The organism is Sedimenticola selenatireducens (assembly GCF_963675335.2).
Taxonomy (GTDB): Bacteria; Pseudomonadota; Gammaproteobacteria; order Chromatiales; family Chromatiaceae; genus Sedimenticola; species Sedimenticola selenatireducens.
On sequence record NZ_CAXXYC010000004.1, the window covers coordinates 287636 to 310404 of the forward strand.

Annotated in this window: 19 protein-coding genes; 4 read left to right on the forward strand and 15 right to left on the reverse strand. The window is 56.2% G+C overall.

The window, feature by feature from the left end; translation table 11 throughout:
• Positions 1-227 precede the first annotated feature (227 nt).
• Together ACHZBF_RS12445 and ACHZBF_RS12450 are read left to right on the forward strand one after the other, a co-directional pair.
• Positions 228-1115 carry an ABC transporter ATP-binding protein gene (locus tag ACHZBF_RS12445; protein WP_321528624.1) on the forward strand — a complete coding sequence of 296 codons (888 nt, stop codon included), beginning with the start codon at positions 228-230 and terminating at the stop codon, positions 1113-1115.
• Positions 1116-1118: 3 nt separating this feature from the next.
• Positions 1119-2123, forward strand: coding sequence for an ABC transporter permease (locus tag ACHZBF_RS12450; protein WP_273439774.1), 1005 nt, complete (start codon positions 1119-1121; stop codon positions 2121-2123).
• A 23-nt stretch (positions 2124-2146) separates the two neighbouring features.
• Here the strand turns inward: ACHZBF_RS12450 and ACHZBF_RS12455 are convergent, their stop codons facing one another.
• Both ACHZBF_RS12455 and ACHZBF_RS12460 read right to left on the reverse strand, forming a co-directional pair.
• A complete protein-coding gene (locus ACHZBF_RS12455) occupies positions 2147-3451 on the reverse strand; it encodes a type II toxin-antitoxin system HipA family toxin (protein ID WP_321528625.1) in 1305 nt (434 codons plus the stop codon).
• A complete protein-coding gene (locus tag ACHZBF_RS12460) occupies positions 3445-3795 on the reverse strand; it encodes a helix-turn-helix domain-containing protein (RefSeq protein ID WP_029133541.1) in 351 nt (116 codons plus the stop codon). The genes ACHZBF_RS12455 and ACHZBF_RS12460 overlap by 7 nt, the downstream gene beginning before the upstream one ends.
• A 430-nt stretch (positions 3796-4225) precedes the next feature.
• Here ACHZBF_RS12460 and ACHZBF_RS12465 point away from each other — a divergent pair, with 430 nt between their 5' ends.
• Entirely contained in the window at positions 4226-5962 is a 1737-nt protein-coding gene (locus ACHZBF_RS12465) for a diguanylate cyclase domain-containing protein (RefSeq protein WP_321528626.1), read from the forward strand.
• Between the two features lie 171 nt (positions 5963-6133).
• Here ACHZBF_RS12465 and ACHZBF_RS12470 read toward each other — a convergent pair whose 3' ends face one another.
• From ACHZBF_RS12470 to ACHZBF_RS12520, 11 genes are all read right to left on the reverse strand, one after another.
• A complete protein-coding gene (locus tag ACHZBF_RS12470) occupies positions 6134-6673 on the reverse strand; it encodes a GNAT family N-acetyltransferase (RefSeq protein ID WP_321528627.1) in 540 nt (179 codons plus the stop codon).
• A gap of 106 nt (positions 6674-6779) precedes the next feature.
• Positions 6780-8609, reverse strand: coding sequence for an SLC13 family permease (locus tag ACHZBF_RS12475; RefSeq protein WP_321528628.1), 1830 nt, complete (start codon positions 8607-8609; stop codon positions 6780-6782).
• 128 nt (positions 8610-8737) lie between these two features.
• Positions 8738-9343: a DNA-3-methyladenine glycosylase I gene (locus tag ACHZBF_RS12480; protein ID WP_029133545.1), complete on the reverse strand. Its 606-nt coding sequence runs from the start codon at positions 9341-9343 to the stop codon at positions 8738-8740.
• A 128-nt stretch (positions 9344-9471) separates the two neighbouring features.
• Positions 9472-9903 (reverse strand): PaaI family thioesterase, encoded by a 432-nt coding sequence (locus ACHZBF_RS12485; RefSeq protein WP_321528629.1) that lies wholly within the window; start codon positions 9901-9903, stop codon positions 9472-9474.
• Between the two features lie 364 nt (positions 9904-10267).
• Positions 10268-11422: a hypothetical protein gene (locus ACHZBF_RS12490; protein ID WP_321528630.1), complete on the reverse strand. Its 1155-nt coding sequence runs from the start codon at positions 11420-11422 to the stop codon at positions 10268-10270.
• A gap of 154 nt (positions 11423-11576) precedes the next feature.
• Positions 11577-13064: an antiviral reverse transcriptase Drt5 gene (gene drt5 / locus ACHZBF_RS12495; protein WP_321528631.1), complete on the reverse strand. Its 1488-nt coding sequence runs from the start codon at positions 13062-13064 to the stop codon at positions 11577-11579.
• Positions 13065-13570: 506 nt separating this feature from the next.
• Positions 13571-14041, reverse strand: a complete 471-nt coding sequence (locus tag ACHZBF_RS12500) for a rhodanese-like domain-containing protein (RefSeq protein ID WP_321528632.1) — start codon at positions 14039-14041, stop codon at positions 13571-13573.
• Between the two features lie 46 nt (positions 14042-14087).
• Complete coding sequence (locus ACHZBF_RS12505) at positions 14088-14735, reverse strand: response regulator (protein ID WP_029131926.1); 648 nt, start codon at positions 14733-14735, stop codon at positions 14088-14090.
• The gene (locus tag ACHZBF_RS12510; RefSeq protein ID WP_321528633.1) at positions 14735-16390 is read right to left on the reverse strand and encodes an ATP-binding protein; all 1656 of its coding nucleotides are present in this window, start codon (positions 16388-16390) and stop codon (positions 14735-14737) included. The genes ACHZBF_RS12505 and ACHZBF_RS12510 overlap by 1 nt, the downstream gene beginning before the upstream one ends.
• A 197-nt stretch (positions 16391-16587) precedes the next feature.
• Positions 16588-17733 carry a rhodanese gene (gene cca, locus ACHZBF_RS12515; RefSeq protein WP_273439788.1) on the reverse strand — a complete coding sequence of 382 codons (1146 nt, stop codon included), beginning with the start codon at positions 17731-17733 and terminating at the stop codon, positions 16588-16590.
• 196 nt (positions 17734-17929) lie between these two features.
• Positions 17930-19738: an ABCB family ABC transporter ATP-binding protein/permease gene (locus tag ACHZBF_RS12520; protein WP_029131924.1), complete on the reverse strand. Its 1809-nt coding sequence runs from the start codon at positions 19736-19738 to the stop codon at positions 17930-17932.
• 55 nt (positions 19739-19793) lie between these two features.
• Here ACHZBF_RS12520 and ACHZBF_RS12525 point away from each other — a divergent pair, with 55 nt between their 5' ends.
• A complete protein-coding gene (locus ACHZBF_RS12525; RefSeq protein ID WP_273439790.1) occupies positions 19794-20135 on the forward strand; it encodes a S24 family peptidase in 342 nt (113 codons plus the stop codon).
• 134 nt (positions 20136-20269) lie between these two features.
• Here the strand turns inward: ACHZBF_RS12525 and ACHZBF_RS12530 are convergent, their stop codons facing one another.
• Positions 20270-21016 carry a ParA family protein gene (locus ACHZBF_RS12530; RefSeq protein ID WP_029131922.1) on the reverse strand — a complete coding sequence of 249 codons (747 nt, stop codon included), beginning with the start codon at positions 21014-21016 and terminating at the stop codon, positions 20270-20272.
• Positions 21013-22611 carry a CHAD domain-containing protein gene (locus tag ACHZBF_RS12535; protein WP_321528634.1) on the reverse strand — a complete coding sequence of 533 codons (1599 nt, stop codon included), beginning with the start codon at positions 22609-22611 and terminating at the stop codon, positions 21013-21015. Before ACHZBF_RS12535 ends, ACHZBF_RS12530 begins: the two co-directional genes overlap by 4 nt.
• Positions 22612-22769: the final 158 nt, after the last annotated feature.

Genomic DNA, 22769 nt, shown 5'->3' on the forward strand with positions numbered 1-22769 from the left:
TGTCTGGTTCCGCTAGCATCCATGAATAAAAATCGTCTCTTTATACAGTTAGAATTTAGACCATTCCGTGTGCAATTTTTCCGTTTTTATCCTGCCATCCAGGATACCGCAAGCGCGCGCCGACACCCCATACAACGAAGACCCGGCTCCAGCGCAGACGGGTGCCGGATGATCCCGCGTCAGGGCCAAATAGCATACAATGAACGCTTAACTCGACGGGACATTCCATGAGCAGCATCCTGCAAGTCGACAATCTGGTAAAACATTTCAACGGGGTCCAGGCGGTGGATGGGGTCAGCTTCGCCATTGAGCGCGGCAGTTGCTTCGGCCTGCTGGGTCCCAATGGGGCCGGCAAGACCACCACGGTGGAGATGCTGGAGGGGATCATCACCCCGACCCGGGGGGATGTTCGTTACAAGGGCGAACCGACCGGTGTGGCGTTCCGACAGGAGGCCGGCATCATGTTTCAGGAGACCTCGCTGCAGGAGTTTATCCGGGTCGGTGAAACCCTGGAGCTGTTCAGCCGCTTTTACCCCCGTACCCGCCCGATAGATGAACTGATCGAGCGTTGTGCGTTGGGTGAGTTCCTGGACCGGGATGTGCGCCGCCTCTCCGGCGGCCAGCGCCAGCGACTGCTGCTGGCCATCGCGCTGATCAATGATCCACAGATTGTATTTCTGGATGAGCCCACCACCGGCCTTGATCCCCAGGCACGGCGCAACTTCTGGCAGCTGGTGAATGATATCAAACAGGAGCAGAAGACCCTGGTGCTCACCACTCACTACATGGAGGAGGCCTACGAACTGTGTGATGAGATCGCCATCATGGACCATGGCAAGATCATCGCCCAGGGCTCACCCCGGGCGTTGCTGAAGAAGCATTTCGACCACTCGGTGATCTGCCTGCCGGCCAATGAGGTGCCGGAATCCCTCGACCAGGATGCACAGTTAAAACTGCACAGGATTAACGGACAGGTGGAGATCCTGAGTGAGGATATCAATGCCAGTATCCAGCAATTGATCGCCCAAAAGGTGCCGCTGACCCATCTGCAGATCCGCTCCCGCACCCTGGAAGATCTGTTTCTTGAACTGACCGGCCGCGAGCTGAGGAGCTGAGCGATGGGATTGCGCCGTTTTTTCGCCGTATTCACGGCCCGGAATCTGGAATTTGTGCGCGACCGCAGCGCCCTCTCCTGGAACATCGTGCTGCCGGTGCTGATCGTGTTCGGCTTTGCCTTCGCCTTCTCCACCGGTGGCCAGACGCTGTTCAAGGTGGGCCTGTTCGAGCAGCATAAACAGGCCCCCGGTGTGGAGCGCTTCCTGCAGCTCAAACACATCCAGTTCATCCCGGTCGACAGCATCGAATCCGCTGTCACCAAGGTCGAGCGCCATCAACTGGATATGCTGCTGGACAGCGCCAGCGGCAGCTACTGGATCAACGACCAGTCGGCCAACGGCTATCTGCTGGAACAGCTGCTGAAGGGGGGCGAAACACAGTTTACCCGGCAGACTGTCAGCGGAGAGGCGATCCGCTATGTGGACTGGCTGATCCCCGGGGTACTGGGGATGAACATCATGTTCAGCTCGCTGTTCGGTGTCGGCTACGTGATCGTCCGCTATCGCAAAAACGGGGTACTGAAACGGCTCAAGGCAACCCCCCTTACCGCCTTGGAATTTCTTTCCGCCCAGGTGATGTCCCGGCTCTGGCTGATTGTCACCGTTACCAGTCTGGTCTACGCCGGCACCAACCTGCTGGTGGGCTTTCGCATGTACGGCTCCTATCTCAGCCTGCTGCTGGTGCTGGTGATCGGCACCTTCAGCATGATCTGCCTGAGCCTGATAATCGCCGCCCGCCTCTCCAACGAAGAGACCGCCAACGGCCTGCTGAATATGATCAGCTGGCCGATGATGATGCTCTCCGGGGTCTGGTTCTCCCTCGAGGGATCACCGGAGATTATTCAGCAGTCCGCGCAGATCTTCCCGTTGACCCACATGATCGAGGCCGCCCGCGCCATCATGATCGACGGCGCCGGATTGGTGGATATTTTCCCGCATCTGCTGATCATGCTGGCCATGAGCATAGTGTTCATGGCCATCGGGGCGCGCAGTTTCCGGTGGGAGTAAGCCCAAACTTGGCAAGGCCCCACTCAGTCAAGGCGCAACCGGTGATTTTTTCTTATCGCCGCCGAGAAATCCCTGGAGACACCCGCCCTTTCCGCATACTCCGGCCAGCGGGAAACCACCTCCAGAACAGTGTCGATTATATGCCGGGCCTCCTTCATAAAGGTTGTGGCGGGAAGCAGAAGGTCATCCAGCACAAACTTGTCACGCTTGCCGTTCAGGGTCATCTGATGGCTACCGACCCAGGGAGAATCGGGTCGAAAGCTGTAAGCCAGATCAAACGCCGGGGCCAACTGCCAGTCCGCCCCCTGCCTGCGGATAAAACCAATATTTTTCGGGTGATCATCCTGGTTGCGGGCAACGATATTAAACACCATGCGCCGGTACATCTCGAGGGCGGATTGTCGGTCCAGACGAAGGGCGCGCATCAGGCTAAATAGCTGTTCATAGCTGTAGTGACCCGGTTTTTTGTAGTCCGCGTGATCCATGGCGCAGAGCGACTGGTAGTGCACTTTCTCATTACCGATCCGATCGAACCGCCGGGTAATAAAGTGGGCCCGCCCGCCCTCTTCCAGCAGTTCGCTATGGGACATATTGATGCCCGCATCCCTGGCCATCAGATAGTAGGCATACTCCATGCGGCCATACCCTTGTGGGTCACCGAACGTCTGGTGCGCCTGATTACTGTCCACCACCCCATCAAACTTCAGGATGAACTGCTCAAAGCCTTCAGGACAATCCACCTGGCCGCTACGCAGTTCAGTGCGCTGCCGGTTAATGGCGACCACGGCCTTGGCCCGGGCGCCACCAGCGGAGGTGCCCACCTGAAACATCGACTCCAGTCCATTGGTTCGCTCATGTTGCGCTATCGACAACTGCATGGCGGCGCGCCCACTGATCACACTTTGCGCCATCTCAACCAGCGCATCGACCTGCAGTGGCGTCGCGCGGGTCAAGGTCCTGTCAAACTCCGGGTGATACTCCAAGGCACCCATTCCTCGCCGCCCGGTATAGAGGAGACGTTCCAGCGGGGAGAATGAATCTGCGTCCCGGCCCTGCTTAGCCAGCCAGGCATCGATTACCGCATTACCAAAATCATCGGGCAGGGTGTCGGCAAAGGCAGCCGGCAACCCTTTGTAGGTTGCGTAGGGAAGCTCGGTAAATTGATACTTTTGCCGGCCAAGTGGCAGCCGGATGGGTGAAATCTCTATCCCTTTGCGTATCCAGCCGGGAGCGTATTCAAAGGCGGTGAACCCGCTCTCTTCGTTGTAAGCCAGGGCTCCCACCAGATCACCCCAAAGCATTACCCTGGCGAGCTGGTGCGTCACCATCCCAGATCCTCCTCACCGGATGACTCTTTTTTCACAACCGTCAGCCCGGAGGCCCGCTGGCGCTGGCGCCCCCGCAATTCCAGCAATGCCATGGGGCTAAACGGCGTTTCCGGTATAAACCGATCTATCAGTTCCAGCTGCCCGAGAACCCGCAAGATACCAATCAGGGTTGCGAACTTTCCCTTTCCCTTGATCGTGGCCCGATAGGTCTTGGTGGTGATGCCCAGCTCTTCCGCGATGGATTCCTGAGTGATATCCGCCTCCAGTCGCATCTGCTCAATACGCCTGCCAACTTCAGCGGCGATGGCGTCATCGCTCATGATATAAATATCTTTAATAGGCATAATTTTACCTATAAATAGCCATTAATGACGATAATAAGTAATACTTTATCTATATTACTACATTAATCTGGCATAGAGCGTAAATTTTATTTAATAGGTATTTTTCTATCTATAAATACTGGTATTAATTATTAATAGATATTTTTTTACCTTTATAAATCCGCACAAGGCTTTTCTTACCAACGTCCCGGGCCTTTAGGTGAACCAGTCGACGGGATAATAGAAACACTGACGAAACAGGTGAGACAAACCCACTCTGATACTTCTGTCACACCCGCCTCAGCCTGGTCATGGACGAGACTTCGTTCTGCCATAGTAAGCTGTTATGATGACTACAGTTTGTCGAGCATAAGATCAGGTCCGTTAAAGAGACCCCGGCAAACAACAGCATACCAATTATAAAAAATACAATTTACGCAGGGAGAAGCGCATGTCCGCACAGAGGACGTCAAGGCGCATTATCGTCTATGGTTTTCTGTTGGTTATCACCGTTCTGGTAGCAATAACCGGTACTGGTCTTTATCGCATACAGAGCCTCTCATCAGGCCTCACCGAAATTGTCCAGGATCGCAATACACAAATCACAATGATGCACACCATGCGTCAGGTCGCCCGCGAACGCTCCATCAGCCTGCAATCGGCGATGATCACCAATGACCCATTTACAGTCGATGAATATGCCATGGAGATGAGCACTGCGGCATCTCGGTATGTTGCAGCACGGGAGAAGTTGCTTGCCTATGACATCCCCGCCGTAGAACGGCAACTGCTGGATCGTCAACACGCCCAGACGGTAAAAACCGCCTCTTCGCAAAATCGCGTCATCCAGCACCTGCGTGACCAGGAGTACCAACTGGCAGACGATCTGCTGTTTCATACCACACTGCCCGGCCAGCGCAGAGCCATGGCTTTGATGGATGAGTTTATTCTCCTGAAACAGCAACAAAACCTCGACAACCTGAAGAGCACCAGCCGTGAGATTGAGCAAACCTATAGCCTGATGATCTTTCTCAGCACCTTTGGGGTGCTATTCAGCATCACTATCGCCTCTCTGATTCACCGACGCATCAGCAACGAAATCGCACGTCGCCATGAGTCGGAGAACGAACTGCGTCACAGCGAACTTCGGGAACGTACCATCCGCGAGAATATGATGGATGGCCTCCTCACCCTGAATGACCGGGGAATAATTATCTCATGCAACAAGGCCTGCAACTTGATATTCGGCTACGACCACAACATCCTGGTTGGCAAGAGCGCCCACACACTCATGCCCCAGGTCATTGCCGAAGACAGCAATGGTTATCTTATTCGTGATCTGGATGTATGGAAAAAACGCAAGCTCGGCATGAGCCGCGAGGTGACGGGTAGTCGCAGCAACGGCTCGACTTTTCCTGCGGAGATCGATATCTCCAAAATCGAGCTGGACGGTGAATCGGCCTATATTGTGGTGGTGCGTGATATTACCGAAAAAAAGGAGGTCCAACAGAGACTGCAACAGTTTAACCAGGAGTTGGAAAAATGCGTAGCGGAGCGTACCCGCGAACTGGCCCGCACGAATGACAAACTGCTTCACGAGATTCACGAACGGGTCAAGGCACAGCAGGAGTTAACGCACCTGGCTACACATGACAATCTGACCGGCCTGCCCAACCGCTCCCTGTTCAATGAACATCTGGAAATCGCGATCCACAATGCACAACGACACGACCGTCAGTTAGCACTGCTATTTCTGGATCTGGACGGATTCAAGACAGTCAACGATAACTATGGCCACGAAGTTGGCGACCATTTGCTGCAAGCCATCAGCGCACGCATGAGGGAGTGTATACGAAAGGAGGATATCCTGGCCCGCATGGGCGGCGATGAGTTCACAATCCTGCTGGGCGACCTGGTACTGCCCGCAGATGCCTCACTGATTGCGCAAAAGTTGATAAGCGCCATCAATAAACCGGTCAATATCAACAGCCGCTTGTGTCAGGTTGGAGTCAGCATCGGCATAAGCCTGTTCCCGCAGTCGGCAAAGGATGCACGCACTCTACTGCGCCTTGCCGACGACGCCATGTATACCGCCAAGGCCGAAGGAAAGAACACCTTGAGCATCAGCATCACCAACACAGATCGAATGGAGACAGGGGTATACGGTGAACCAGTAGACCCTGAGTAAAAATCACTAAACCAGATCAGAACAAATCCGCCAAAACCTCTCGAAAACGAGTCCTGCTAGAAAATAAACACGCCTCCGCTGCAGTTCAGGCAACCAACATGCCGCGCAAAGCCCGGTCATTCCGGATTTGGTATTCGCAGCAGCACCGGTGTCGCGAAGGGAATCTGGAGATCAAGCACCCGACCGGGGCATTCCGGCTCCGGCTAGCGGCTTGAGATGCGGGTGCAGATCAACGACCTGCAACGAAACCAGTTTTGTGCCCCCGGATACCCTTTGTCTTCCCACTTCCCTGAAGCCGAACCTGGCATGAAAGGCCCGGGAGGCTGGATTGGGCGGTTCGAGATTGAACTCGCAGGCAACAACCGAAATATCGCTGGCAGCTGCGAACTCGAGCAACGCCCGGTATAGGCTGCTGCCCACCCGTTGACCGGCAAACTCGGCACCCACCACAACGCGGTCGATATAGATAAACTGCGGATAGCGGGACTGGAACCAGAGGTAATTATCGCTTTGGTAGACAGTTCCCTCCCGCAGCGTGAGGAGAAATCCGGCCACCTGTCCGCCGATCGTCGCCACCTGGTGAAAACAGGCCAGGCTGTGCAGGAACCGAAGCCCGTCCAGATCCATGGGACTGGTCTGTTGTACCACGGCATCGTTCAGATGAAGAATGGCGGAAAAATCATTTTCATTGGCGTTGCGCAGTAAAACCATGTTGGGAACCTATAATCAGCAAGGAAGGTTGCATGTGGTGACTTCCCGGTGACTGATCGAGTTATTTCTGCACTTATCAGCCGTGAAAATTTTTCCGCTCGGGTCATTATATGTCATACATCATGGGCAGCAGCCAGGAGAGCGCCAACCAGACAATCAAGGTCAACGGAATGCCGACACGGACAAAATCATTAAACTTGTATCCCCCGGCATTCATCACCAGCAGGTTGGTCTTGTAGGCCATGGGGGTGGCGTAGCTCATGTTGGCGCCAAACAGTACCGCCAGCACGAAGGGTTCGGCGGGCAGACCCAGTTGTTGCGCGATGCTGACGGCAATGGGCGTACCAATCACGGCGGCGGCATTATTGGAGACGATATTGGTCAGTACCGCCATGACCAGCATCAGACCACTGAGCATCACGGTGGGTGAACTGCCGGCACTCACGCTGACAAAGAGCTGTGCCAGGTAGTGTGCGCCACCCGTCTTGGACAGCGCCATTCCCAGGGCAAGGCTGGCTACCACGATCAGGATCACCTGGGTGCTAAGCGCCTGCGCCGCATCTCGCCAACTCAGGCAGCGGGTGATAATCATCAGCAGGACGCCACAGGTGGCGCTGATGGCGATAGGCAGAATACCGAAAGCCGCCACCACCACGATTGCCGCCATGATCAGCAGTGCCAGGGGCGCCCGCTTTGTCGTGGGGAGGTCGCTGGTGGCATCGAGCACCAGCAACTCACCACTGCGCTTCAACTCCGCGATCCGCTCACGGCTGCCCTGCACCAGCAGCACATCACCCACGTTCAGTCGAACACTCCCCACCTCCTCCCGCAGCGTGCGGACAGTGGCGCCCGCCCGGTGCAGCGCCAGCGTCACCAACTGGTAGTAATCGGAAAAACGCAGGCGTGACAAGGTTGTGCCATCCAGCGGCGAGCCCTGGGTGACCACAATCTCCGCCAACTGCTGATCCTCATCATGCAGCGGATGCTCCTCATCCACCCGCTTGTCATCGGTGTAAAGCTTTGCCCCCAGCACAGTCTCCATCTCCTTGAGATTGTCCGGTGTGTCCTTCACACTCAACAGGTCACCCGGTTTGATGACGACATCGGGCAAAGGGGTCAACACAACCCCGCCATTCCGGTGAATCTGTATGATCTTCAACGTCCGACCAACTTCTTCATTCGCCTCGGCCAGGGTTTTGCCGGCTGCGAAACTATCCTCGTCCACATGCAGTTGTGCGGTGAAAATACGCGGCGAGGTATCCTCCATCAGCGCCTCGCGCCTGGGCAGCATACGTGGTGCGAGCAGCCATAAAAACAGGATAGCCAGACCACCGGCAATCGCTGCCGGAATAAAGAAATGAAACATGCTGAAGCGCGGCAGCCCCATATCGGATGCCACGGAAACCACCAGCAGATTGGTGGAGGTGCCGATGGTGGTGCTCATACCGCCGACCAGCGTGGCAAAACCCATGGGCATGAGAATGCTCGATGCCGGCTGGTTGTTGCGCAGGGAAACACTGACCAGGATGGGCAGCAGCAGTACGACTATGGGCACATTGTTCACAAAGGCGCTCAACAATGCACCCACCAGCAGAGTAATCAGCAACGACAGCATGGGACTGATCGACCACAACCGTGCAAGCTGACGCCCCACCGGTTCCAGTGCGCCGGTCCGCACCAGCGCCTGCCCGGCAATCATCAGGGCACAAACAGCTACCAGCGCCTCATGGCCAAATCCGGAGAAAAAATCGATGGCATGGAGCTGTCCGCCATCGGCCATGTAGGGAAAAAGCTCAAACCCGGCAGTCAGCAGCACCAGCACCGCCAGACTGGAGGTCTCCAGCGGAATCCGTTCGCGGGTAAACAGGGCCAGGGCGACCACTACCAGGAGAAGCACGGCGAGGCCGTGCGTATCGGGCAATGCGGGTAGTTCCATGGTTTTCGACTCCGATGATTATTTCCTTACCTGATTACCCACAATGCTCAGCCAGGTTCAAATACCATTCATTCACGGCCAATATCTTCCCGATCGCACTGAATTTATCTCTTTGTCTGGCTATGAGTCTAGGGTCGGACAAACTTCTTTCGCGCACGCGCCACCTTGTCCCTGATAACACAGGCCTCGACATGATCATTAATCAACCCCATGGCCTGCATAAAGGCGTATACGGTGGTCGGGCCGACAAACTTCCAGCCCATCTTTTTCAACGCCTTGGATAAAGCGACCGATTCATCCGACGTCGATGCGGTTTGCGGCTCCGCCAATTTATCGGCCTCGGGTTCATAACGCCAGAAAAAGGTTGCCAGGGATCCCTCCTGCTCTACCAGCTCCCGGGCACGTTTTGCGTTATTGATCACCGCCTCGATCTTGCCGCGATGACGCACAATACCCGCGTCCTGCAGCAGGCGCTCCACATCCCGTTCGGTAAAGCGGGCGACCTTGTTGAAATCAAACTGCTGGAAGGCCTTGCGGAAATTCTCCCGCTTCGCCAGGATGGTGCGCCAGCTAAGCCCCGACTGAAAGCCCTCCAGGCACAACTTTTCAAACAGGCGCCTATCCTCATCCACCGGATAGCCCCATTCGTGATCATGATAATCCAGGAACTCCGGTGCAGCGCCACACCACTGACAACGGGGTTTCTTATCCGCCGCGATAAAAGGTTCGCTCATCTCTGATCCTCCATGTGAAACCGGTTTTACCCAACAGGATACCCAGGCATCAATCCACCTGAATCATGGTCTAAAAAGATTAGCGAAAAAATCGCTTTTGTCATTATTTAACTTCACCCTGTGCCGACTTAAGCCTTCGGCCAAAGAATCATCTGGGTACAGCGGAACAACGCGATCTTCCGGCCAGTCGACTCATCCGATACAACGGCATCCCATACCTGGGTATTTTTTCCCAGATGCTGGGAAGTCGCGTGGCAAACAATGCTTCCCTCCTTGACCGTACCAAGGTGATTACTCTTCAACTCTATAGTAGTGAAGGATTCCGCCCCATCCGGCAAGTGCGCGATGGTGGCATAGCCGCAGGTGGTGTCGGCAAGCGCCACCACACTTGCCGCGTGCAAGAAATTGTTGGGCGCAAAGTGCAGCTTTTGCACCGGCATACGACTGTGGAGGTTGTTGGCCGTCAGTTTCACCATCTGGATACCGAGGTACCCAGGTAAATACTCCGTTCCACGCTGGTTCAGTAGCTCAATCGAAACATCTTTTCGCAGTTTGCTCATGCTGGTATCCGTGTATCAGGTTTGTCGATAATGCACCCTTCATTGTGAAGGAGCGCTGCCATGCAGGGAAATTCAACTATACAGAATATCTACTATTCGTGGGTAACTCGGGAACCTCACGCTTTCAGAGCTGGCGATCCATTTTGATGGACGGCTAGATGATCACATTGCGTTGTGAGGGTCGGATGACACAGAGTGTTGAACACCCTCATCATCCTTGATCGTTAGCGAAGTATAGAGCAGCCGTATAGCTGAACCTACATGTACGAGATTGAGTTTTTCATCTGACCCCAAACTTCAAATACTCCAATGGGTTGGGCATCACAGGAATAGAGCACATTTATGCTGTGGTGTGATTGCCATTTCAACGACCAGTAATGACCATAAGGCTATACGCGATTGAGGTAATGAACGTTAGCCCAAGACGAGAGATACCGATGATCTTGGTCGCACGAGAAAACAAATTGAACTCGGGGTCGGTGCCTTCAGGGTATTTTCGAAAGTAATTTCTATAGACCGTGCGCTTGATCCTGGAGGCAACAAATGTTGCAACGATGATGGCGAACGCTATGCCCGGGATCGACTTAAACAAAAGCGGCCAAAGACTCAGTTGGACTTGCGAAAACAGAAAGATGGCTATTGCAGAATAGGTGAAGACGAATATCGCCACTGCAGACCCTATGGACCATGCTTGTTCCCTCCTTGCCGAATCCGCTGAGAGTCGTTTCATTGTTTCTTGGTACTGCTGTTGGTTGCTTTGGCGCAGTTCACTGAGTTTTGTGTAGGCACCTAGATCTACTTCAGGCAACGGGAGTTGAAGAAGCCCAATTAGCCAAGAAAGCGCGATTGCACCTAATGAGAAAACAACAATGAAGCCGTTTATGAACGGCGATGAGGATGGGTTGCTCGCAACGTCGTAAATGACGGCGATTTGCAGAATAAATGAGGAAGCAAGCAGAGCAATTAGGACAGCGAGAAAGACAATCCCGAAGGCGGCCACTAAGAAAACTGTAAAACCATGGGGCCTGATGTGTGCGGCTTGGCTATCCTTGATCAACGGATCGGCATACCCATCTGAGTAGATGTGGGCCGCAAACTCAAGGACTTGGGGGTTTGGGAATAGTTTCTTTAGCGCTACTTTACGGATCTCGGAAAGGTATCGATGATAGGCGGAGATGCCGCTGGAGATAGGGGAAAGCAGAGCGGCGACGAAAAGCAGAAATTCCTTGTAGTGCCCCAGATTCTTGAAACTGTAGCCAAGAATCTGAAACTCTGTCTTATTCGGATCTTGTGCGGCAAAAAGCGATAACATGAGGATGGCGTAGATCGCCCCAAGTACGAGAATTAGTCGGAAAAGACGTTCAATCTTCGCGCTCAGCTTTGTTACAAAATCTTCGCCGAAGTACTTCTGTGCCTCGGGGTCGTTTAGGAGCACAGCAAAGCGCTCTAAGCGTCCTGAGATCGCCGTCCGCCATACGATCCGATTCAGTGGATTAATGTCTGACGGGTTGCTGTCCATTTTTTATAAGGCTTTGCTCTAGACTATTTTGGTGCATCGATGTTGCGATGTGATCGTGGTGACCAACGCCGCCAGCACGCTCGGTATTGCAGCAAAGGCGAAGCCGCAACGAAAAAGCACGTCGCAGTGCCTGGCCTTGTTAGCTGTTGTTAACTCACTCACACTTCATTATCCCTTCTGCAACCAAATGGTTGAGCGCAGAAGCCTTGGCGAAATAGGAAAGGACATAGTTACGCTCTGCGGCCTTTAGAGTGCGTGCACCAGCAGCTGAAGACCATGATAGCCAATTGGACTGACCAGTCTTCAGATATTGATCCCGAATCTCTTTCAACCCAAATCCCTGCTCTGGAATTTCTAGGACTTTTGCGCGTGCAATACTGTAGTCATTAGTTAGCTCGTAGAGTCTAAGGAGGACGTCACCATAGCAACCCTCACCCCGAAGATAATCCTCAACAATCGCTCCAATCCAAAAAAGCTGAAACTCCAGAAAATCAGAACTCTCTTTCAGGAAATCAAGCAATATCGTTGAAAGTTCTGGCTTGTCAGTCACACCAGAGCATACCGTATGTATATGTTTGATAATATTAGGAAACTTTCTAAGAAGAATCGGAAGATGATCTAGTAGAGAATCACTATGGGCTCTTAAAAACCCAAGAATCAAATCAGCATCTGACTCTTCTAGAGCATCATCTTGAAGCAACGCAAGCAGTGCATTTACTTGTTCGTTGCCCAGGCTATTCTCTACTTCGGCCTCCGTTTCGATCAGCTCAACACCTGATGCCGTTGGTATTTCCTCATATTCGGTGACAATTTCCTTAAGGGACTTACGAATCTCAGATAGTGCCTCCTTGACATCACCGACGGAGTTATCGAATCCAGTTTTCGAAGGATTAACATTGAGGGCAAACTGCCCAAGTAGTTGCTGAATCTTTTCGAAATCTGCGCGGAGCACTCTGGGGTCATCATCAAAAAGTGTTACATCATCCATGAACCGGACTATTTTTTGTGATTTCAACGGCCCATGTAAATCTATGAACTTCAAAAATTCGTTACCAATCATCTTCGCTGGATAAATGCCATGAGGCATGAAGTCGATGCTACGCCCAGCATTAATCTCCCTAAAGAATTGCCCGACTGCATTTTCGTCTACATCTGAAACGCCATGGTGCGAACTAAACCAATGGACAACATCGTGATGGTAGAGGCTATTGAAATATGAGGCGATATCAAACTGAATGTTATGCTTGTAATCATTCGAACATTCAGAAAGGGCTTGTTTGTACTCACCGTACGCGACATGCACTGGAATTCTTTTTCCTTCCTTAAAACGATATCCAAAAGATCTTCGACGGTCGCTGACCTCTGGCCGAAAAAGCCCTCTGTTTCGGTAGACTACATCGTAAAGAAAGAACTCTGCGACAGGATCTAACTTAGTTGTGCGGCGAAGATGTCCATGCGGCTTTGTTGCGTACACTCGCTGTTGCGGCAAAAAGCTATCACCTGGACATTCAGGAACCAAGACGCGTTGGTATATGTACTCCGATAATTCGGTGCCGTGTTTGCAGATGACTATCGAATTCGTTTTCAACGGAAATAATGTACCGGCGAAGTCTGTTTGATAAAAATCTGCTGTAGATGTCATTCGATATCACCAAATCTCGTTGGGCAGCTGATTATGCGTCTCGCGCAATTCTTGAGAAATATTGCTCGCGTATTATTTGTAAAAAGCGACTTATTGCTCTATGCATTATCCCGTCTGCATTGATTGTACGCTCAGGCAGAACAACTGATTTGAAAGGGTATTCAACATCCTGCCAGGGAGATTCCTTGGAATCTCGGTAGACTATCAGACAATCCCTCGGGAATGAAACGGTTTATTGCCCTTTCGATTCGGGTTTCGGGGCAGTGCGGTTATGGCGTATCAACGCGTAGGTTGGGGCGAGCAAGGCGAACCCCAACAGGCAACACGACGATTCAACGCCACGTGTTGGGGTAAGCTTGCGAACCCAACATCCAGGGGGGTTTAACCTTCACCGAGGGAACGGCCGATCCCTTTTGTTGGTATTCGTTCCTCATCCCAACCTACGGAGAGATCTGAATATTGTCCTTGCTGGCACCAGGGACACCCCGCACGGAGCGGGAACAGATTCAGCTGCGCGTCGGCCGCATCTGCTCCGGCCGCAGTTTGGTGGTGAAGTAGTCGTCTCCGTCTTCCACGTCCACCGGCTGTTCGTTGGCGTTGACCAGCGGCTGTTCGTGGTCGTTCCAACCGCGCAGGCCGGTCTTGAGTGAGGCAACGTTGTTGAAGCCGAGCACCTGCAGGGAGTTGGCGGCCAGTACGCTGCGATAGCCGGAGCGGCAGACCACCACGATCTCGCGGTCGCGCGCCTCTACCAGTTCCGGCTCGGTCTCTTCATAGTCCCACTCGCAGGCGGATTCGAGGATGCCGCGCGGTACGTTCATGGAGCCGGGGATGTGCATGGTGGCGAACTCTTCCGGTTCCCGTACATCGACGATCAGCAGATCGGGATTGGCCAGTTGCCGCTCTTCCAGATCCCACGGCATGATCTCTTTTACATCCGTCAAACAGCTACGGATCAGTTCTATAAAACGCATCATAGTGATAAGTCCTGTTACTGCGTTGGTTTATCGTTGATGAAACGGGTTACGGCTCACGGGAACAGAGGGCTTGCTCCACGGCGATCACCGCCGCCTCGACCCGCGAGTGCACATTGAGTTTGCGCAGGATGGATTTGACGTGCAGTTTGACGGTGCCGTCGGAGATGCCCAGATTGCGCGCGATCACCTTGTTGCTCTGGCCATCGGCCAGCAGGCAGAGGATCTCGGCCTCGCGCGGGGTGAGATCGGAGAAGATGTCCCTGGTCGCGGCCGTCTGACTCTCACCCTGCACCGCCTTGGCCAGGATGCCGGTAAGCTCCGGGGCCACGATGGTGGCACCGCCGACTATGGCGCGCAGGGCGTTGATCAGCTCGTCCGGCTCCATGTCTTTGAGCAGATAACCCTGGGCGCCGCCCTGCAGGGAATTGATTACATCGCTCTCTTCGCGGCTGGTGGTGAGCATGGCGATCGGCATGGTGAGTCCTTTCTCACGCAACACGTGCAGCACCTCGATGCCGCTCATGTCGGGCATTCGCATGTCCAGCAGCACCACATCGGGACGTTCACGCGCCGCCAGTTCGATGCCTTCCTGGCAGTTGCCAAAGGCGCCGATCACATTGATTCCCCGGCGCTGCAACAGCTCCTGGAGTCCGATTCGAAACAGCGCATGGTCATCGATTAACAGGATACGCATCAGCTGATCTCTTTCTGCTCGCTCTTGCGGGCGCCCTGGCCCGGATTATAGGTCAACTCCACCCGGGTGCCTTCGCCGGGTTCGCTCTCGATCTTAAGCTCGGCGCCCACCCTTCTGGCCCGCTCCTCCATGATTGATAGCCCGATATGCTCGCCCGGATTGCCGTGCGGCCTGATATTGTCAAAGCCAACGCCGTCGTCTTCCACCAGCAACCGGTATTCTCCATCGGCGCTGCAGGTAAGCAGCACCCGCACAGTATGCGCCTTGGCGTGTTTACGGATATTGGCCAGACTCTCCTGCACGATACGCAGCAGCTGCATCTCCTCGCTGGCCCCCATGTTCACCTGGCGGCAGCCCGACTGGAAGAAGATGGAGACACCGGTGTCCTGACGGAAGCGCTGGGTCATCTTCTCCAGCGCCAGGATCAATCCGCGCTGATCCACCGGGGCCAGGAAGTTATTGAGCAGTTCCCGCAGCTCGGTATGCGCCTCGTCCAGGCCGTTCTTGATGCGCTCCAGCTCGTTGCGCGCCAGCGAGTTGTCCCCCGGCTCCTGTTCCAGGGTCTCGTCCAGCATACGTACCTGGAAGCGCAGACTGGCCAGGGTCTGGGCCAGGGAATCGTGCAGCTCATGAGCCAGGGCGGTGCGCTCCTCGATAATGGAGAGCCGCCGCGCCTCTTCATCCGAGCGGTGCTTGGCAATGGCGATACCCAGATGGCTGCCGATGGTGTAGAGCAGGTCATAGGTCTCTTCACGCCCTTCCATGGACGATTTCTTGATTAGCAGACGGTAGAGTCCCAGCACATCACCATGAAACTTCAACGGGATGGTGATCTGCTCCAGCTCATCACTGCCGTACATGTGGCGACCGTTGCGCCGGGAACAAGCCACCGCATCGTGCTCACAGAGCACATCGCCACTGGAGAGCGCCTTGCCACACTGACACAGCGGCACCGGCAGCTGCTCACTCTCGGTCAGGACCCGGTCATCCGGCCCGATACTGCCCACCAGCCGCATCAGGCCCTGGGAAGTGGTCAACTGAACCGTGGCGGCCACGCCGTGCGCCATCTCCTTGAGCACGCGCAGAAACCGCAGCAGCAGCTCATCCATGTCATCCACCTGATTGATGCTGGCTGCCACGTCGTAGAGCGCCTTCAATCCGGTGGTCTGCTGGGCCAGCCTTCGGGTCTGCCGCGCCACCCGGTTGTCCATATCTTCGTAGAGATCGATCAGCTCGCTGCTGAGACTGTCCAGATCCCGGGCCAGCGGACCCAGCACCCCCACGTCATCAAAGATGAGTGTTGTCCAGGGCTCACCCTGGCAGACATCCCCCACCGCCCGCTCCAGCTGCACCAGCGGGGCCAGCAGCCGGTTACGCAGGCGGTTGACGCCGACGATAAAGGCGCCTATCGCCACCAGGATGGCGGCCAGAAACAGCAGCCGGAAAATCCCGGAATCCGCACCCGGGGTATACCAGAGCAGCAGCAGCAAGCTGAACAGCAGAACGGCGGCGAGGGTAATCAGCGGCCCGAGCATACGGGCGGCCACCAGCACCTGCAGATAGGGATAGCGGCTCACCATGGTCATCAGCAGGCCACCACCCTCAGGCACAGGAGAACGAGGGGTCTTCTCTTCGTTCGTCATGGCCTTGTTCATCGTTCACCTTGTCTGGATATGCATGGGGCGGATACTGCAATGCTGTATTCGAAGTTGCTAATTTAGCATGATTTCCGATTGCAGAGGAAACAGCGCATCCATAGAGAGGACTGTGTCCAGCGCCACAGCCCATGCGCTATTTCACTGCACCCGCGGGGCGCCCAACTTCACCGGCGGGACGGTCGGTAACAAACGCGCTACTCAGCAGCACCGGCGGCTGCCGCAATGGCCGCAATCTGCCGCTCCCGCAGCACCCGACCCAGTTCCGCCCCCTGCAAACCCTCTTTACTGAGCCTGGCGGGCGAGATGGAGGCCATGGCACGCCCGGCATCCGCCAGCCAGTTGGCCGCCTGCGCCGACTGCTCGGGCCAGATAACGCCACACGACGTTATCAGACGATGAAAGCGCTCCGGTTGCTGGCGCGCCCGCCCACGGATCAGCAGATCCAGCGTCGCCTCGGCATCGCGTTGGGCAGCCAACGGATAGAAGCGCGCCACCCCCTGTACCTGGGCCAGCAGATCCAGATACTCCCGTTCCACCGGCAGCGCCTCCTTAAGCCAACGGGTACGGGCAGGTCCCTGACAGAGGGAATGAAACAACGCGGCAAAACGGACCAGCGGACCGGCCTCCGCGGCCACCGCGCGCTTCAGCGCCAGAATCGGCTCGCTGGCCGGCTGCTCCGCGTGCGAGGCGTCTCCACCGATCGCCTCGGCCAGCACCGGCAGCATCAGGGCCAGTGCGCCGCAGCGCTGCAACGTCTCGAAAAACCGCCACGGCTCCGGCTCATTCAGGGCGCGTATCATCTCCTGCCAGATACGCTCCGGCTTGAGCGCCGCCAGCTCTTCCGGAGTTGCCATCTGCTTCATCAGGTTGAAGGTCTCATGGGCCAGGGAGAAGCCCTGCTTCGACAGGCGGGCTATAAAACGTGCGCCGCGCAGCAACCGTACCGGGTCCTCTGTGAAGGCCGGGGTAATATGTCGGAGCCGGCGCTGTTCGATATCCTCCAGCCCTCCCACCAGATCGATCACCTCACCGTCCTCGTCCTGCACCAGGGCGTTGATGGTGAAGTCCCGCCGCCGCAGATCCTGCTCCAGGGTGACATCCGGCCCGTACTCCACGCTGAAACCCTTGTAGCCCGGCTCGGTCTTGGTTTCGCGACGTGCCAGCGCGTACTCCTCTTTTGTATCGGGATGCAGGAACACCGGAAAGAGTCCGTCGGCACGGATAAAGCCCCGCTCCAGCATCTCCGCTTCGGTAGCGCCCACCACCAGCCAGTCCCGGTCCTTGACCAGAAGGCCCAGCAACCTGTCGCGCACCGCCCCACCTACCAGATAGATGTTCATGCGGCACCTCCCTCGGCAACCGCTCCCTGCGTTGCTCTACCTCCTGCATCCATGCAGTCGTGTGCCGCACTCTGTCGGGCGGCCTGCGGCCGTGAAAATTGCCTATCCTGCCAATTTTTCATGCGGCAAACACCTCCCTGTGCCGCACTCTGTCGGGCGGCCTGCGGCCGTGAAAATTGTCTATCCTGCCAATTTTTCATATCGCCTGCTCCACTTGCATCTTTCGCTCCTCCTGTTGCAGCTGCCACATCTCCCGGTAGACCCCCGCCTGCTCCAGCAGTTGCCGGTGACTGCCACGTTCAATAATTCGTCCCTGATCCATCACCAGGATCTGGTCGGCATCTACCACAGTGGAGAGCCGGTGGGCAATGACCAGGGTGGTGTGGTTCTGCGCCACCTCCCGCATGGTTTCCAGAATCGCCTGCTCGGTCTGGGTATCCAGTGACGAGGTCGCCTCGTCAAAGACCAGAATCCGCGGTTGTTTGAGGATCGCCCGGGCGATGGCAATGCGCTGTTTCTCGCCACCGGAAAGCTTCAACCCCCGCTCTCCCACCAGGGTCTGATAACCCTGCGGCAGGGATTCGATAAAATGCCGGATATGGGCCATGCCCGCCGCCGCCTCGATCTCCTCCCGGGTTGCCTCGGGGCGCCCATAGGCCAGGTTGTAGTAGATGGTGTCATTGAACAGCACGGTATCCTGCGGCACCACCCCGATCACCTGGCGCAGGCTCTCCTGGGTCACCGCCCGCACATCCTGGCCATCCACCAGCACCGCCCCGTGCGTCACATCGTAAAAACGGAACAGCAGCCGGGAGAGGGTCGATTTGCCGGCTCCGCTGTGCCCCACCACCGCCACCTTCTCGCCAGGGCGAATGGTAAAATCCACATCCCGCAGGATCTCCCGCTCCGGTATATAGGAGAAACCGACATGCTGGAAACGCACCTCGCCCCGCTTGAGTTGCAGGGGCGGAGCCTCCGGGCGATCCTGTATCTCCGGTTGCTGCTCCATCAGCTTGAAGATGAGATCCATGTCCGCCAGGGAGTATTTGATCTGGCGATAGACCATGCCGAGGAAATTGAGCGGGATGAACAGCTGCAACAGGAAGGCGTTGACCAGCACCAGGTCACCAATGGACATGCTGCCGTCCACCACGCCGCCGGCGGCGAAGAACATGATGGCGGTCACACCGAGACCGATAATCCCCCCCTGGCCGAAATTGAGCATGGACATGGAGTTCTGGCTCTTTACCGCCGCCTCCTCCCACTCGTTGAGGGTGCTGTCAAAGCGCTCCAGTTCAAGCTGCTCATTGCCGAAATACTTGACCGTTTCGTAGTTGATCAGGCTGTCCACCGCCCGTGAATTGGACTGGGACTCCAGCCGGTTCATGGTGTGGCGGTAATCCATGCGCCACTCGGTCACGGCAAATGTGAAGGCGATATAGACCGCCACGGTACCGAAGGTGACCAGGGTAAAGATCAGGTCATAGTTGGTGAGCAGGATCACCGCCACCAGCGAGAACTCCACCACCATCGGGATGATGCTGAACACCATGTAGTTGAGGATGGAGCTGACGCTGCGGGTACCGCGATCCAGATCCCGGCTGATGGCGCCGGTCTGGCGTCCCAGATGAAACCCGAGCGAGAGCCGGTGCAGGTGGGTCAGCACCTCGGTGGCGAGTCGCCGCATGGCGTGGTAACGCACCCGGGCAAACACCACGTCGCGCAGCTCATTAAACAGGGTGCTGCTGATCCGCAGGGCGCCGTAGCCGATCAGCAGGGCTACCGGCAGGATCAGCAGCGTCTGCTGACTGCGCTCCATGCCGTCGACAATCTCCTTGAGCACCACGGGAATACCCACATTGGCCACCTTGGCCGACACCAGGCAGCCCAGGGCCAGCAGGGCCCGCCCCCGGTAGTTCCAGAGGTAGGGAAGCATATTTCTGAGGTTCTTCCAGTCGCGTCGATCACGGTGGGGACGCGCCTGGGCTTGACGATTGTGTGCCATATAGAGAGACTGTTTAATAATTTACTAATACAGCGGAATTCCTGGGCCAACAGCTATGACACAAGATTGCAGTTACAACGAACTTTACGCCCTGCAGGTACTGGATGACAGCATGGAACCGGAATTTCCGGCCAAGTGTATCATCGTCATCGAACCATCCGAGGTGTGTGCCAGCGGCGCCTACGTCATCATCACCGTGGATGGCGAGCGACTGTTCCGCCAATGGATCCGCGACGGCCAGGGTCATGCGCAGCTGGTCGCGCTGAACCCGCAGTACCCTAGCATAGCCTTGTCCGGAACCAACCATAAAATTGAAGGGGTGATTGTCCAGCGCAATATCCGCCGCAAGATCAAGCACTACAAGCCCTACGAAGAGAACAACGGCCTGGTGAGTTGATCGATTCGGGAACCGGAGTTCTTCCACGCTCCAGAGCGGACTCTGTAGGTTGGGATGAGGAACGAATCCCAACATTTTGGTACAGATATGCCTTCCCCGTTGGGGTTCGCAGGCTCACCCCAACCTACCGATGATCAGCTTTTCAACGCGGCTTCCAGCTCACGCCAGAGTGCCTCATAGGCGATACCGGCGGCACTGCGCGGGGCAAAACTCCCCAGTGGGGCGCGATAAAATCCCATGCGTTCCACGTCACTGGCGTAGGGGATATGAGCCTGGAGCAGTTCGGGGAAACGTTCAGGCAGCCGCTTGATCATATCCAGATGCATGCGCTTGCGCCGATCCACCATGGAAAAGAATGGCATCCGCTGCACATCTCCGACCTTGTGTCCCTCCAGGAACTCCACCATCTGTTCATAGGTGCGCAGCGACAGGGTGGTGGGGATAGTGGGCACCATCAGGGCATCGGCCGCGCGGAAGATATTTTCCGAGACCAGGGAGATACTGGGCGGACAGTCCAGATAGATGCGGTCATACTCCTGCGACAGTGGCCGCAACAGCCGCAACAGCTGTTTGACCGGGCCCTTGGCCTCGCCCAGCATCAGATCCATGTTGCGATAGGAGAAATCCGCCGGCAACAGGTCCAGGTTGTCGAAATCGCTTCCCTTGATCAGCTCATCCAGTTCCCGTTTGCCCTTGAGCATCTTGCGTCCGCCCCCCTTGATACGGGGTTTGATGCGGAAGTAGTAACTGGCCGCGCCCTGCGGGTCCAGGTCCCATACCAGGGTGCGCAGTCCGGCCTGGGCTGACAGGTAGGCGAGATTCACTGCCGTGGCGGTCTTGCCCACCCCGCCCTTGATGTTGTAGACGCCGATAATTCTCATGCCTGCTCTCCGGCCGCATCACGCTTTTTTCTGTCCGGCCCGAACAGGGTCTGGTAAGCAGCCACCTGCTCGCGGCCGGCAAACAGGGCGAAACGGTCGGCAAACACCAGTCGGCTCGCCTGCTGCCGCTTGAGCAGACCATCCACCAGCATACCCATGGCCAGCAGGGTATCGGCCGGCACCTCGCCCTCGGCCACCATCTGGTGGGCAAACTCACGCAGTTTGTCAGCCTGCACCTCCAGATCCTGGTAGTCGCCGAGATTGTCCAGCAGGCCTTTCAGGCTTTTGATCAACGGCTTGATCCGGTCCTCGGGATACAGACTCTGAAAAAACTCCAGCAGGTAGCGCAGCTTTTTACAGCTCTTACGCAACTCGTGCAGCGCCTCGGGTGGGGAATGGGGATTAATGGCCAAGCCCTCCTTCAGCACCAGCCCGAAGGTGCGGTGGATGCGGTTGGCAGCCAGCTTGCCGATCGGCTTATGGACATGGGCGCAGGCCGATTCCGTACCGGGCGGTGCGGCCAGAAAGGCGCGCCACTCCTTCAACAGGGTGTGAAAATGGGGTGAATTGAGCTTGCGCACCATGGCCCGCTGCTCGCTCTTCTGATGGGTCTGGAGAAACGCGTGCAGCGGTTCCAGATCGGGGCGGTACGGTTCCGGCAGGCTGTTGCGATAATCATCAAAACCCAGCAGGTAGACATCCAGGTCCCGGGTGGGGCCGGTCAGCTGGCCGATCCAGGCGAACCGCTCCTTGTATTTCTCCACCTCCGACTCGGGAAACACCCCCTTGATCTGGCTGAGCGCCGACCGGGTGCGACGCACCGCCACCCGCAGGTCGTGCAGAAACTCCGAATCCAGATCGGCCCGGGTACCTGGCAGATTGGCCTCCAGGGTATTCAGCAGGGTGTGGTGGATCTGTCGTGCCACCTCGCCCGCCGGCATCAGTGGCTGCAGATTGAAATTGAGCTTGGAGCTGTAATCCAGCGGTTGCCGGCCAATGGCAGAGAGGCCCAGCACAATCAGCGGATCAACTTGAGGTTTCAGTTCCAGGACGGCGGTGAGAAAACGGCTGACCTGGGCGAGTGGCTTGTCATAGCCGCGTACCGGCAACAGTCGGACCAGCGCGGCCATCGGCTGATACTCGCCCCGTCCCGGGGGCCGGGCGCTCTGCTCCTGCAGGGCGATCCGCAGCACCGTCTTCTGCTCGCCATCCAGCAGCCTCAGCAGGCGTTCCCGGCGGCGGATCTCGACCTGGGGCAGCAGGGTGCGCATCTGCAGCGTCGTGGCGAGCCGGTCACGCAACAGACCAGGCGGATAGTCGTGAAAAAATCCCGCTACCGGCCCCTCCAGACGGATGGTCTCACAGGCGGAATCATCCTCCAGCTTGCGCAGGGTCAGCTCATGCAGACCCGCTCCCCGCGCCTCATCCAGTTGCAGTCCGGACTGAAACAGTCGCCAGTCAAAGCTGTCATGGAGAATATGCCGTACGGTTTTTTCTGGCTCGCCGGTCAACTGAAACTGCCCGGTTAACGCCGTCACCACCTCCCCGATCGATTCTGAATCCTTCAGCTGATACTGGAGCGATTGCGCTTTCATCTTGTTATATCCTGCCCTTGTCCCGGGAGTCTCGGAATTTTCACATCAGGGCCAGATACTAATCAAGCGGACATAAAATTACCATTACAGTGCTGTTTGTGGCGTCCAAGCCGTTAAACCACAGGGCGGGACACGCCCGCCAAAACAGCGCCCGATCT

Bases quoted from the DNA above. Each gene is read 5' to 3' on its own strand.
- ACHZBF_RS12500 (WP_321528632.1), bottom strand. From the start codon at position 14,041: ATGATGCGTTTTATAGAACTGATCCGTAGCTGTTTGACGGATGTAAAA.
- ACHZBF_RS12450 (WP_273439774.1), top strand. From the start codon at position 1,119: ATGGGATTGCGCCGTTTTTTCGCCGTATTCACGGCCCGGAATCTGGAA.
- ACHZBF_RS12520 (WP_029131924.1), bottom strand. From the start codon at position 19,738: ATGGCACACAATCGTCAAGCCCAGGCGCGTCCCCACCGTGATCGACGC.
- drt5 (WP_321528631.1), bottom strand. From the start codon at position 13,064: ATGACATCTACAGCAGATTTTTATCAAACAGACTTCGCCGGTACATTA.
- ACHZBF_RS12535 (WP_321528634.1), bottom strand. From the start codon at position 22,611: ATGAAAGCGCAATCGCTCCAGTATCAGCTGAAGGATTCAGAATCGATC.
- ACHZBF_RS12470 (WP_321528627.1), bottom strand. From the start codon at position 6,673: ATGGTTTTACTGCGCAACGCCAATGAAAATGATTTTTCCGCCATTCTT.
- ACHZBF_RS12480 (WP_029133545.1), bottom strand. From the start codon at position 9,343: ATGAGCGAACCTTTTATCGCGGCGGATAAGAAACCCCGTTGTCAGTGG.
- ACHZBF_RS12510 (WP_321528633.1), bottom strand. From the start codon at position 16,390: ATGAACAAGGCCATGACGAACGAAGAGAAGACCCCTCGTTCTCCTGTG.
- ACHZBF_RS12485 (WP_321528629.1), bottom strand. From the start codon at position 9,903: ATGAGCAAACTGCGAAAAGATGTTTCGATTGAGCTACTGAACCAGCGT.
- ACHZBF_RS12465 (WP_321528626.1), top strand. From the start codon at position 4,226: ATGTCCGCACAGAGGACGTCAAGGCGCATTATCGTCTATGGTTTTCTG.
- ACHZBF_RS12530 (WP_029131922.1), bottom strand. From the start codon at position 21,016: ATGAGAATTATCGGCGTCTACAACATCAAGGGCGGGGTGGGCAAGACC.
- ACHZBF_RS12490 (WP_321528630.1), bottom strand. From the start codon at position 11,422: ATGGACAGCAACCCGTCAGACATTAATCCACTGAATCGGATCGTATGG.
- ACHZBF_RS12455 (WP_321528625.1), bottom strand. From the start codon at position 3,451: ATGGTGACGCACCAGCTCGCCAGGGTAATGCTTTGGGGTGATCTGGTG.
- ACHZBF_RS12445 (WP_321528624.1), top strand. From the start codon at position 228: ATGAGCAGCATCCTGCAAGTCGACAATCTGGTAAAACATTTCAACGGG.
- cca (WP_273439788.1), bottom strand. From the start codon at position 17,733: ATGAACATCTATCTGGTAGGTGGGGCGGTGCGCGACAGGTTGCTGGGC.
- ACHZBF_RS12525 (WP_273439790.1), top strand. From the start codon at position 19,794: ATGACACAAGATTGCAGTTACAACGAACTTTACGCCCTGCAGGTACTG.
- ACHZBF_RS12475 (WP_321528628.1), bottom strand. From the start codon at position 8,609: ATGGAACTACCCGCATTGCCCGATACGCACGGCCTCGCCGTGCTTCTC.
- ACHZBF_RS12460 (WP_029133541.1), bottom strand. From the start codon at position 3,795: ATGCCTATTAAAGATATTTATATCATGAGCGATGACGCCATCGCCGCT.
- ACHZBF_RS12505 (WP_029131926.1), bottom strand. From the start codon at position 14,735: ATGCGTATCCTGTTAATCGATGACCATGCGCTGTTTCGAATCGGACTC.